This is a genomic window from Corynebacterium sp. c8Ua_99 (assembly GCF_039907185.1).
Taxonomy (GTDB): domain Bacteria; phylum Actinomycetota; class Actinomycetes; order Mycobacteriales; family Mycobacteriaceae; genus Corynebacterium; species Corynebacterium jeikeium_D.
This window is the reverse complement of record NZ_JASBOG010000001.1, coordinates 193,311-205,238: the sequence shown is the minus strand read 5'-3', so window position 1 is coordinate 205,238 and position 11,928 is coordinate 193,311. Positions and strand designations below refer to the sequence as shown.

The window sequence follows — 11,928 nt, the reverse complement described above, 5'->3', positions numbered from 1 at the left end:
CCTGAAAGCTAATCCGGGGAACCGCCGGCGGCACCATCGCTCGGCAGTCTGACGACGCGTTCGTCGGACTCCGACGGTTGTGCCCCGGCGGTTTTGTTGGTCGTGGCACCCCAAACTTCAATACCCTGATTCGCTGCGACAGCCGCTACATACGAGATGTGGCCGAAGTCGCCGTCGACAAGCACTTCAGGGGAACCCTTGACCTCCCACGCCGCGTCGGGCCCACTTGACTTCGGACCCACCGGCATGGAGATGACCTTCTGCGCGTCTGGGATGGCAATGACCACGCGGTCACCCATCACTGCGCATCCACCGATGGAATCGTTCAGGTCCACACCGCCGAGGGGGTTAATCACAGGGCCGGTGAGCTGAACCAGCTGTGGGGTGCCGTCGAGAATGGCGGTTGCCAACGGCGGCATTCCGTCCGGACCATGGCAGAACTGCTGAAACTCAATGCCTGGATCTCCCACGAGCAATTTGCGCGGGGACAGGGTGTCCGAAGTTCGGTCAAAATAGATTCCGAGAATGCCGGGCTCGCTGAGGTCCGGAAGTTCGCGCACATCAGCGGTGCTGCCCTCCACGAGGGTGACGCGCGCAATGGTGTCGTCGTTACGCAAAACAAAGACCTGACGGTCCTCTTCAACCGAGGGACTGGGCAGCAGTTGTTTTGCAGGGGCGCCGAGCCGTGCGACCTCACGCGGTGTCTTACCCGGTGCGACAACGGTGAGTGCACCGTCGTCGGTGGCGACGAGAGCCTCCCCAGGGCCGGTTGAGGCTAGCGCGGTGGTAAGCGGTAGGCAGGCCGCGAGAGTGACATCGTCGAGGTCGCAGGGACCTTTGTCTTTGGCTTTGCTTTCCGTGGTTGGGACCGGGGTAGAGGGCAAATCAGGGGAGGAAAACTTCGGCATGGCAATGCCCGTCGGCTCTGACTTGTCTTCCGTAAACGGCAACTCAAGCGCGTTCGAGGCACTCATGCAGCCGGAAAGAGAGACCATCCCGATGACACCAGCGGCGAGCGCAGCACGACGACGCCGCCCGCGAGCGCGAGCCTGTGCACTGCTGGTGTGGACGAGGTGGAATCCCATAGGCATACACAATACAGCCTCGTTTCACGGCCACGCCTGCGACCAAAAGTGAGGCAGTAGATTTAATGTGGACGATGTGAGCGACTCAGAGAAGTACCCGAACGACCGCGCCCTCGAGAATGTGGAGGACGGATTCGATGACGATCTCGACGTCCCGACCTACCGCAAGCTCGCTGAGCCAATGAACGAAGAAACAAACCGTGACGACAGCGACAACACCGCAACGCAGATTTTTCCGGGTGTGCCGGAAAAGCGCGTAGAGGAGGAGTCGGAGGCGGAGGTAGACCAAGAAAACCTGCCGCCGGAAGCCGAGACCGATAGCGGTGCTGAAGCCGAGGTGGAAACCGAGTCTGAAACAGAAACAGTGACTGAGCCGAGCCCCGAGCCGGAGCCTGAAGTTCAGGAAGCCCCGAAGAAGCGCTACGACGCCTACGCCGCTGCAGGCCGCACGGCACCTCAGGTGATTAGCCCTGCCGGTAAGCCTTCGCCGCGGGATGAACAGGCCGAAACTGAATTGGCACCCGCGGCCGATAAAGAGTCGGAGGTAGCCCCGGAGTCGGAGGCGACCGAAATCTTTGAGCAGCCGGCCCGTAGCGAGCGCGTTGATTCAGATGAGGATTTCAGTCAGCCGACGCAAGCCTTCTCGGCTTCTGAAGCAGCAGCAGCGTCCGCAGCGGGAACTGCCGCAAATAAGTCGGAAGCACAGTCAGCATTCGACGATGAGGCGGAGTCAACCTATGGCTCTGCACGCAATTCCGCAGCTGAGACTCAGTATTTCGATGAATCGGATTTCGCTGAACCGGCTGCCTCTCGCGATACCGCTGGTGCCGCTGGTGTTGCAGGAGCAGGCGTAGGGGCCGCCGGGGCAACTGCTGCTACGACTACCGCCGCTGCTGACGACGATGAAGACACGGACTTTTACGACGACAACGAACCGGAGCACCGTCGCGGCACCACCGATTTCGGCCTTCTGCTGCTGCGTCTTGGATTGGGTGCGCTGTTGTTGGTCCATGGCCTGACAACGCTGCTCGGCTGGGGTAACTCCGGTGGCACCACTGCGCTGGAGACACAGTTTAGCCAGAACAACTTCGCCCTCGGCCCTGTGATGGCCACTGCCATCCCAACGGTTCAGCTCATCGCGGGTGCCCTGCTCATCTTAGGGCTTGCGACACCGCTGGCCGCAGCATTGGCGCTGGCATTGTCCGCCTACCTCAGCATGTTTGATGTGGCTACCTCTGCCAATGGCGTGAATATCGTCGGCCAGGATTCCAGCAACCTTCAGCTACAACTGTTGATGACCGCCATGGCACTTGGCTTGCAGTTCACCGGTCCGGGCCGCATCGGTATCGACTTCGGACGCGGCTGGGCTCGTCGCCCACTGGCATCGTCTTGGATCTTCGGAATTCTGTCCATCGCTGCAGCAATTGGCCTGTGGTGGCTGACGACCAGCACGCTGCCGTTTGTTGGCTAAGGCAGTTCGCAGCTACACAAACAGTCGAGCGGCCTAAACTAGGTTCTCGGTTAGGGGCGGGGTACAATGCCCCCTATGCCAAAGTCGAGACACGCACTAAAGACCACCCTCGCGGTGGTCTTTTTCATGTCTTCGATAGGCGCGACAACGTCGATCCACTCACCGTCGACAGCTGCTGCCGACGAGCACAGTGAGGTTGCAGCCTCCGTCTCGTCGGCAAGCGTCTGGCCGACACATCAGGTGAGTCTGCCACGCATGGACCTCAACGCCGAAGGGTTGATTGAGGTTGACCCACGCACGCAAATGGCGGTGAGCTACGAACCGGTGGGCGTGGGGTACAGCAGCCAGGCATCGCAACGCCCGCTGCCGGCGCTATCCCTGATTAAGTTGTATATCGGTCAGTATGTGCTCGAACACGGCACTGCCGACGATGCCGAGCGCGTCGAAAAGATGATTTCGCGTTCCGACGACGATTTGGCAGCCGACTTCTACCGGAAGTACCCGGAATCGGTCGATTCCGTTGCGACCGAGTACGGCCTGTTCAACACCTCCGGCGGAGAAAAGTGGGGAGTATCGAGGACCACCGCGGAAGATGTGGTGTCTTTTATTTCCCAGCTCCGTCTGAAGCATCCTAATTCTGAGGTGCTTGAGGCGATGCGACACTGGTCGCCGATTGCTGCCGATGGCTATCGACAGAATTTTGGTCTTGCCGGCCTGCCCGGTTCTGAAGGCGCGAAGATGGGCTGGTCCAACCGGCGTTCGTGGCACTCTTCCGTTGTTTTTGGCCCCGGATATGTAATGGCGGCCATTACCGAGGGTGGCAAAAATGCACACACCGAGGACGTCGCTGAGGGGATTGCCGACGTCGAGTGCCGGGATTTGGTGAAGCCCACGCGGAAGACTGGGCGCAAAGCTACCCTAGAAACGCCAAAGGCCCGTGCGGTAAGCACAGGCCTTTAAGCGGGTTTGATCTAGCTAGTCGACAATGCGGACCGCGCCCTTATCCGCACTGGACGCCATCTTGGCGTATGCGCGCAGCGCCTTGGACACCTTGCGCGGACGCGGCTTGTGCGGAGTAAACGGCTTGTCGCGCTTGAGCTCCTCATCGCGGCGAGCGGCCAGCTCCTCGTCGGACACCTGAATTTCGAGGCGTCGTTCAGCGACATCGATGTACACCGGGTCGCCGTTGCGGACGAGACCGATTGCACCGCCGGCAGCGGCCTCCGGGGAAACGTGGCCGATAGACAGTCCGGAGGAACCGCCGGAGAAGCGACCATCGGTGACCAGTGCACAGACCTTACCCAGGCCAGCGCCCTTGATGAATGCGGTCGGGTGCAGCATCTCCTGCATGCCCGGGCCACCGGAAGGACCCTCGTAGATGACAAAGAGAACTTCGCCCGGCTGCAAGGTGCGGTTCAAGATGACCGAGACAGCCTCTTCCTGGCTCTCTACGACACGAGCGGTGCCTTCGAAGTGGAACTGATCCTCGCCGATACCCGCGGTCTTCAGGACAGCACCGTCTTCGGCGATGTTGCCGCGCAGGACACACAGACCGCCTTCCTTCGTGTAGGCGTGGTCGAAGTCGCGAATGCAACCATTTACGGAGTCCGTATCTAGGCTCTCCCAGCGGTTGGACGTGGAGAACGGCTCGGTGGTGCGGACACCGCCAGGGGCTGCGTGGAACAGCTCAATCGCCTCGTCAGTGGCCTTGCCGCCGCGGATATCCCAGTTGTCCAGGTGTTCCTCCAGAGATGGGGAGTGAACGGAGCGGACATTCATTTGCAGCAGGCCCGCGCGGCGCAGTTCGCCGAGGATGGCTGGAATACCGCCGGCGCGGTGGACGTCCTCCATGTAGTAGTCCGAGTTCGGTGCCACCTTGGACAGACAAGGCACGCGGCGGGAAATGGCGTCGATGTCAGAGAGATTGAAGTCGATCTCGCCCTCCTGTGCGGCAGCGAGAATGTGCAGCACGGTGTTGGTGGAACCGCCCATGGCAACGTCGAGCGTCATTGCGTTGACAAAGGCATCGCGGTTGGCGATGTTGCGCGGCAGCACGGACTCGTCACCATCGTGGTAGTAGCTCTTCGCCAAGTCCACAATCAGTTCACCGGCGCGGGTGAACAAATCGCGACGGGCCTGCTGAGTCGCCAAGGTAGAACCGTTGCCCGGCAGGGACAGGCCGAGGGCCTCGGTCAGGCAGTTCATCGAGTTTGCGGTGAACATACCCGAGCACGATCCGCAGGTCGGGCACGCCGAGCGCTCGATGTCGAGCAGATTCTTGTCATCGACCTTGTCGTTCGCGGATGCAGAAATAGCCGAGATGAGGTCAGAGCCGGGCTTGACGACGCCATCGATAACAACCGAAGATCCCGATTCCATCGGCCCGCCGGAAACGAAGACCACCGGGATATTCAGACGCAGAGCCGCATTGAGCATGCCCGGCGTGATCTTGTCACAGTTGGAAATACAGACCAATGCGTCAGCGGTGTGAGCGTTGACCATGTACTCCACAGAGTCAGCAATAATCTCACGGGACGGCAGCGAGTAGAGCATGCCGTCGTGCCCCATCGCAATTCCGTCATCGACAGCAATGGTGTTGAACTCACGGGGGACACCGCCTGCTGCGGTCACAGCTTCTGCGACGATGTCGCCAACGTCCTTCAGGTGCACGTGCCCCGGAACGAACTGAGTGTAAGAGTTTGCAATTGCGATAATCGGCTTGCCGAAGTCGCTATCGGTCATGCCAGTTGCGCGCCATAGGGAACGCGCACCTGCAGCATTACGGCCGGCAGTGGTGACTTTAGAGCGAAGGGGAATCATGGGGGCTGCCCTTCCTAGATAGGGTGCAAGGTAATTAATTATCCATATTAATCACAAAAAGCCCCTAATGTCTCATTTCGTGGTCACTAGTGTCCGCATAATGAGATTTAGGGGCTTTGTGGACTGCTTATATGTTACTCGGCAGTGGTGTCACTTTTAGGCTTGGCACCTTTGGCTTTAGCGCTTTTAGCCTTGGCATCGGCCTCAACCTCACTGACCTTCTTCATTACCGAGTAGCCATCGCGGTCGAAAACCTCGACCTTGTCATTTTCCGCCATGCGAGCCGAAGCAATCGGATCTGGAATCAGACCGCCGGTGGCTTCCTTCAACTCCGGTAGCGAATTAAAAGAGATGGCCGGCAGGGCGATGCGCTCATCGGACTTGGTCACTGCAAAGGCGCGACCGCCCTTGTTGAAGAAGATGCCCGCAAATTCGCTCCAGGGCACCGAGCGGCGCTTGGCCAATAGGTACACCGCGGTGATACCGCGTGGTCCCACAGTGGTGCGTACTCGGAAAATCCAAAGCGTATAAATCAACGGTGCCAGGAAGGTAACGGCCAGCCACGGGGCAAAACCGGTGGCAATTACACACAGCACGAGCATGAACGCAACGATGAACAGATGCGTCTTCTGTGGGCGAAATCGCTGCGTCGCAATTTTTGGCTGTGGAGTCGAGTCAGTCATGGCCTTTGATTGTAGCGGGTAGTTCGGATTCGCCAATGCACGGTGGGCGGTTGCGCGTTATTGCGTATCAGCGGAGTTCGGTTCCGCGTTGTTAGTGGAGTCTGTCGACTGTGATCCGCCAGAGCTCTCGTTGTCGGTGTTGCTCTGGTCAGAGTCCGGCTCGGTGGAGGTGGCGGTCGAAGGTGCGCGGTTCTGCGTGCTCTGAGGCTGCTGTGAAGTCTCGGACGGCTGATTCTGTGGCGTCTGAGTCTGCTGCGAAGTCTCGGTGGGCTGCACACTCTGTGTAGTGCTAGTCGGCTGGTTCGATGACTGCGGAGCTGACGACTCTTCCGGGTCCTCTTCCTGTGTCGTTACCCGATCGCTCCACCTGCTCGGTGCCAACCATCCAGATGGGCCGTCCTCAGTTTCGACTGTCATCAGGTTCAAAATGAAGAGGATCAGTAAGGCTACCAAGAGCACAATCGTCGAAACGCGAGCGCGTCCACCTGCGGAGAGGATTCGACGAACCTTCTGGCGCGTCGTGAGTGTCTTCCAGTCAGGGTGGCTAGCCAGTTTGCGGATGACATTGTTGCTTCCGCTGTCTTCCTGCTCGCGTCGGGCATCATCGAGGTTGGCACCTGCATGTGGCAGGTCGGATCGCTCGTTCCCGACTTGCTTGTCGACGGTCTGAGTTTCCATCAGCTTGGTTTCTGCGGTATCCGGCTGGACAGTAGTGTTCGCTACCGCTTCGACAATTTCGGTTGGAGCACTGTCGCCGTCGTCAAGCTGTTGTTTTTTCTCTTGCTTAGCATCGGCCTGTCTAAGCTGTTCGATCATCGTGTCATCACGGACGTGGCCGGTGATTTCTTCGGCGGGGGCAAACGGAGTCTGTTGGGCGCGCTCGCCGTAGTCATCCCACCAAGTGTCGATGACTGCGGCGCGGATGGCGCGCTCGATGAGCCATTGGTCGCCCGGTTTGCAGTCGACAATCAAGCGCATAGTGACGGTCCACGGCAGGCCCATAACCGTTGGCGGGTTGAGTTCCGTGGAGGACTGCAGCTTGATCTCGGAGAGAACTGCGTCCTTGACGGAGTCCAGTGTGATTGCACGCTTGGCGGCGGCGACAGTGCGCTCTTCCAAATCCTTAATGGAGCCACCGGCGGTCATCGGTACGGGAACTTCAACGACAGCACGGGACCACTGTGAGGAGTAGTTGATACACATACGTGCCTCGGAGTTCGGAACGATGATTTCCTCGCCGTTAAGGGTTCGGATGGTGGTGGCGCGCAATGTCATATTGACCACGTCACCCTGCACGGTCCCCGAAGGGGCGTGGAACTCAACCCAGTCGCCAATGCCGTACTGCTTCTCGGCAATGATGAACAGTCCGCCAAGGAAGTCGGCGATGACTCCCTGTGCGCCAAAACCAACAGCGGCGGAAACGACCGTCGCGGGGATAGCGGCGGCGGTCAGTGAGATTCCGAATTTCGACAGAATCGCGATGATTAAGACGAAGTATGCAATGACTTCGACGATGTAAACCACAGCGCCAATCAGTGCGCGCCGTCCCTTGGACTGCTCCTCTGAAGAGGAGATGTTTCCGTCCGCAATTGCCAGAACGAAACGTCGGATACGGGGAACAAGAATTAGCAGAATGGCCAGACATGCGATGGCAAGGCCGTTATTGGCCACCCATTGCCATGTCCGTAACAACATGTATTGCAAGAATTCCATGCCATCCACCGTAGGTCGTTCGCCTTAATATGCGCTGAGTTTAAAGGTAAAGAATTATGCATAAAGACGAGCTTTGGACTTGGGGCTTGCGGGGCTCGGGCGTGTAGGGCTCGGGTGTGCAGGCTTGGGTGTGCAGGCTTGGGTGTCCCCGGGGTCGTGGTCGGGGAGTTTCTGGGTAGAGTGATTCCCAAAGTTGGGGCGGGGTTCTCGTTGGAATCGGGTGGGTGCTCGGGGTGTGATACGGATGGCGTGTCCAATTGACGGGATTGACTTCTCACTATGTGGACGTTAGGGTTGTAGCCAACGCCACATTCGTAGCTTCTTTGCGTGAATGTGTGTTGAGTAGTTGCCCACCATGATCCAGGAGCGAAATCGTGAACGCGCACGAGCAGCACACCCCATCGCCCGCCCAATTCGCGGCTAAGGCGCGCACCAGCGCCCCCGAGCGAATTTCTGGTGCACAAGCCATTGTCCGATCCCTTGAAGAGCTTGGTGTCGAGGTAGCCTTCGGTATTCCCGGTGGTGCAGTGCTTCCGCTCTACGATCCGATTTATGACTCGGAGAAGCTTCGTCACGTCCTGGTGCGCCACGAGCAGGGAGCTGGCCACGCTGCCACTGGTTACGCGCAGGTTTCCGGCAAGGTTGGTGTCTGTATCGCGACTTCCGGCCCGGGTGCTACTAACCTGGTGACCCCGCTCGCGGATGCTCAGATGGACTCCGTTCCGGTTGTCGCTATCACTGGTCAGGTCGGTCGCCCGCTGCTGGGTACTGACGCTTTCCAGGAGGCTGACATCCGCGGTGTGACCATGCCGATTACGAAGCACAACTTCATGGTCACCGAAGCTGAGGACATCCCGCGCGCGCTCGCTGAGGCATTCCACCTGGCTTCTTCTGGTCGTCCAGGTCCGGTTCTGGTCGATGTCCCGAAGGACCTCCAGAACACGATGATCGACTTCACCTGGCCACCGGAGATCAACCTGCCGGGTTACCGTCCGGTGACAACCCCGCACCAGCGACAGATCGACGAAGCCGCTGAGATGATTGCTGCGGCAAAGCGTCCGGTGCTCTACATCGGTGGTGGCGTCATTAAGGCCGATGCTTCCAAGGAGCTGGTCGAGTTCGCCGAGCAGACTGGGGTTCCGGTCGTGACCACGCTGATGGCTCGCGGCGCATTCCCGGACTCGCACCCGCTGCACATGGGTATGCCGGGCATGCACGGCAAGGTGTCAGCCGTCGCTGCTCTGCAGAAGTCCGACCTGCTCATCACTATTGGCGCGCGTTTCGACGACCGTGTTACCGGTGATCTGAATTCCTTCGCGCCGAACGCGAAGGTAATCCACGCCGACATTGACCCGGCAGAGATTGGCAAGCTCCGCGAAGTTGATGTTCCCATCGTCGGCGATGCCCGCGAGGTCCTTGCCGCACTTAGCGAGTCCTACACCAAGCTCGGTCTTAGTCGCCCGCAGATTGCCGACTGGCTGAAGCTTCTCGACGGTCTCCGCGACGAGTTCCCCCTCGGGTGGGAAGAGCCCGCTGATGGTGCAATCGCTCCGCAGTTTGTAATTCAGACTCTGTCCGACATCGTTGGTCCAGAGGCCATCTATGCCGCTGGCGTCGGCCAGCACCAGATGTGGGCAGCGCAGTTCGTCCAGTACGAGAACCCGCGCACCTGGCTTAACTCCGGTGGTGCCGGCACGATGGGCTACTCAATCCCGGCTGCGATGGGTGCCAAGGCGGCTGCTCCAGAAAAGGAAGTCTGGGCCATCGACGGTGATGGTTGCTTCCAGATGACCAATCAAGAGCTGACCACCTGTGCAATGGAAGGTTTTCCCATCAAGGTTGCCTTGATTAACAACGGTAATCTGGGCATGGTTCGTCAGTGGCAGACGCTGTTCTACGATCAGCGCTACTCCAACACCAAGCTGCGCCCGGAGGACAACTCCTACCTGCCGGACTTCGTCCAGCTCTCCGAGGGGCTTGGCTGCGTGGCGATCCGCGTGACCAAGAAGGAAGATGTCGCGGCGGCGATTAAGAAGGCACGCGAGATTAATGACCGACCGGTGGTTATTGACTTCATTGTCGGTGAGGATGCTCAGGTGTGGCCGATGGTGGCAGCTGGCAAGTCCAATGATGAGGTCGAATACGCCCGCGGTCTGCGCCCGCTGTTCAACGATGAGAATTCAGCAGCTGAGGCCCCGGCTGACATCCACGGCACTGTTGTGGACAACTCCGAGGACGCCGCGAAGCAGCCCGACGCTAACCACCCGTCCATGAAGACCCGCTAATCGGGATCCGAAGCAACAGGAAGTGAGTCCCAAAATGGCTGAACTGCACACTCTATCCGTGTTGACCCTCGATGAGCCGGGTATTCTGGTCCGCATTGCGGGCATGTTCACCCGCCGAGGTTTCAGCATCCAGTCGATTACCTCGGGTGAAACTGAGACCGAGGGAGTCAACCGCATCACCGTCGTGGTTGAGACGGAGACGCTGCCGATCGAACAGATTACTAAGCAGCTGAACAAGCTGGTGCCCGTGCTGAAAGTGGTCCGCCAGCCCCCAGAGACCATGGTGTCGCGCGGACTGCTGATGGTGAAGGTTTCCTGCGACAACACCAATCGTCCGCAGGTAGTCGATGCCGCCAATCTCTTCCGTGCCCGTGTGGTGGACGTTTCTCAAGAGTCTGTCATCATTGAGGCGACGGGTGAGCGCTCGAAGCTTGTAGCCCTGCTGGAGGTCCTCGAGCCGTTTGGTATCCGTGAGCTCATTCAGTCCGGTACCGTCGCAATGGCACGTGGGCCGAAGCCGATGCTCCAGGCCCGCTAACAACTAAACGCTAAGATTTTTAACGAATCCGATTCGAAAAGAGGCTAACTTTAATGGCTATTGAACTGCTGTACGACGACGATGCTGATCTGTCCATCATCCAGGGACGTAAGGTTGCCATCCTGGGCTACGGTTCCCAGGGCCACGCTCACGCTCAGAACCTGCGCGAGTCCGGTGTCGAGGTTGTTATCGGTCTGCGTGAAGGCTCCAAGTCCGCTGTGAAGGCTCAGGAAGCTGGCTTCGAGGTTAAGTCCAACGCAGATGCCGCTGCATGGGCAGACGTCATTATGGTGCTGGTTCCGGACACCACCCAGGCAAAGGTTTACAGCGAGGACATCGAGCCGAACCTGAAGGACGGCGACGCGCTGTTCTTCGGCCACGGTCTGAACATCCACTTCGACCTCATCAAGCCGGCTGACAACATCACCGTCGGTATGGTTGCTCCGAAGGGCCCGGGGCACCTGGTTCGTCGTCAGTTCGTCGATGGCAAGGGCGTTCCGTGCCTGATTGCCGTTGACCAGGACCCGAAGGGCGAGGGCCGCGACCTGGCTCTGTCCTACGCTGCAGCTATCGGTGGCGCCCGCGCTGGCGTTATCCCGACCACCTTCGAGGCAGAGACTGTGACCGACCTCTTCGGTGAGCAGGCTGTTCTCTGTGGTGGCACCGAGGAACTGGTCAAGGTCGGTTTCGAGGTTCTGGTTGAAGCTGGCTACGAGCCGGAGATGGCATACTTCGAGTGCCTGCACGAGCTGAAGCTGATTGTTGACCTGATGTTCGAGGGCGGTATTGCCAACATGAACTACTCGGTCTCCGACACCGCTGAGTTCGGTGGCTACCTGTCTGGCCCGCGCGTTATTACCGCTGATACCAAGCAGCACATGCGCGAGATTTTGTCTGACATTCAGGACGGCACCTTCACCAAGCGCCTGATTGCCAACGTCGAGGGCGGCAACAAGGAGCTCGAGGACCTGCGCGCTTCCTACAACAACCACCAGATTGAAGAGGTCGGCTCCAAGCTGCGCGACCTGATGAGCTGGGTTAAGGTCGACGCTCGCGCTGAGACTGCCTAAGTTTGTTGCTTAAGCGAATCCCTCGCTTGTTCGCGAAGTAGGGCTTCATCACTGAGCTTCACCGCCGTGATGAGGCCCTTTTCGTATCTCTTTTACTAGTTTTCTTTCACTGAACCGTGTGGGGTAGACGTGTGGAATAAACGTCTGAGCTAAAAGCAACTACTGCCAAACGGGTGTAGCCCCAGTCCTATCCGGGGTTCTAATCTGGGGTGAAAGGTCTCCCTCAACAAAGACGTTCGATAGTCTAATCGTTGAAATCAAAT

General features: G+C 58.9%; 9 protein-coding genes. 5 read left to right on the top strand and 4 right to left on the bottom strand.

Annotated features, from left to right (window positions below):
- Nucleotides 1-8: 8 nt before the first annotated feature.
- Complete coding sequence (locus tag QKE19_RS00910) at nt 9-1,085, bottom strand: glucose dehydrogenase (protein ID WP_224433177.1); 1,077 nt, start codon at nt 1,083-1,085, stop codon at nt 9-11.
- 76 nt (nt 1,086-1,161) lie between these two features.
- Here QKE19_RS00910 and QKE19_RS00905 point away from each other — a divergent pair, with 76 nt between their 5' ends.
- Together QKE19_RS00905 and QKE19_RS00900 are read left to right on the top strand one after the other, a co-directional pair.
- The gene (locus QKE19_RS00905; RefSeq protein ID WP_239271930.1) at nt 1,162-2,556 is read left to right on the top strand and encodes a DoxX family membrane protein; all 1,395 of its coding nucleotides are present in this window, start codon (nt 1,162-1,164) and stop codon (nt 2,554-2,556) included.
- Between the two features lie 75 nt (nt 2,557-2,631).
- On the top strand, nt 2,632-3,516 hold the full coding sequence (locus QKE19_RS00900; RefSeq protein ID WP_239271932.1) for a hypothetical protein: 885 nt from the start codon (nt 2,632-2,634) through the stop codon (nt 3,514-3,516).
- Between the two features lie 15 nt (nt 3,517-3,531).
- On the opposite strand, the gene ilvD is transcribed toward QKE19_RS00900, so the two are convergent.
- The 3 genes from ilvD to QKE19_RS00885 form a co-directional block, all read right to left on the bottom strand.
- Complete coding sequence (gene ilvD / locus QKE19_RS00895) at nt 3,532-5,376, bottom strand: dihydroxy-acid dehydratase (RefSeq protein ID WP_070546729.1); 1,845 nt, start codon at nt 5,374-5,376, stop codon at nt 3,532-3,534.
- Between the two features lie 134 nt (nt 5,377-5,510).
- Complete coding sequence (locus QKE19_RS00890) at nt 5,511-6,059, bottom strand: PH domain-containing protein (protein ID WP_070437865.1); 549 nt, start codon at nt 6,057-6,059, stop codon at nt 5,511-5,513.
- Between the two features lie 57 nt (nt 6,060-6,116).
- The gene (locus QKE19_RS00885) at nt 6,117-7,772 is read right to left on the bottom strand and encodes a mechanosensitive ion channel family protein (protein WP_070546847.1); all 1,656 of its coding nucleotides are present in this window, start codon (nt 7,770-7,772) and stop codon (nt 6,117-6,119) included.
- Nucleotides 7,773-8,146: 374 nt separating this feature from the next.
- Here QKE19_RS00885 and QKE19_RS00880 point away from each other — a divergent pair, with 374 nt between their 5' ends.
- From QKE19_RS00880 to ilvC, 3 genes are read left to right on the top strand one after another with little or no spacing between them, the layout of a single operon-like run.
- Nucleotides 8,147-10,057: an acetolactate synthase large subunit gene (locus QKE19_RS00880; protein WP_049172103.1), complete on the top strand. Its 1,911-nt coding sequence runs from the start codon at nt 8,147-8,149 to the stop codon at nt 10,055-10,057.
- Nucleotides 10,058-10,091: 34 nt separating this feature from the next.
- Entirely contained in the window at nt 10,092-10,595 is a 504-nt protein-coding gene (ilvN, locus tag QKE19_RS00875) for an acetolactate synthase small subunit (RefSeq protein WP_048735338.1), read from the top strand.
- A 53-nt stretch (nt 10,596-10,648) separates the two neighbouring features.
- Nucleotides 10,649-11,665, top strand: a complete 1,017-nt coding sequence (gene ilvC, locus QKE19_RS00870) for a ketol-acid reductoisomerase (protein ID WP_038628558.1) — start codon at nt 10,649-10,651, stop codon at nt 11,663-11,665.
- Nucleotides 11,666-11,928 lie beyond the last annotated feature (263 nt).

Coding starts and splice junctions, on each gene's coding strand:
- QKE19_RS00910 (WP_224433177.1), bottom strand. CDS start 1,085: ATGGGATTCCACCTCGTCCACACCAGCAGTGCACAGGCTCGCGCTCGC.
- QKE19_RS00900 (WP_239271932.1), top strand. CDS start 2,632: ATGCCAAAGTCGAGACACGCACTAAAGACCACCCTCGCGGTGGTCTTT.
- ilvD (WP_070546729.1), bottom strand. CDS start 5,376: ATGATTCCCCTTCGCTCTAAAGTCACCACTGCCGGCCGTAATGCTGCA.
- QKE19_RS00890 (WP_070437865.1), bottom strand. CDS start 6,059: ATGACTGACTCGACTCCACAGCCAAAAATTGCGACGCAGCGATTTCGC.
- QKE19_RS00885 (WP_070546847.1), bottom strand. CDS start 7,772: ATGGAATTCTTGCAATACATGTTGTTACGGACATGGCAATGGGTGGCC.
- ilvN (WP_048735338.1), top strand. CDS start 10,092: ATGGCTGAACTGCACACTCTATCCGTGTTGACCCTCGATGAGCCGGGT.
- ilvC (WP_038628558.1), top strand. CDS start 10,649: ATGGCTATTGAACTGCTGTACGACGACGATGCTGATCTGTCCATCATC.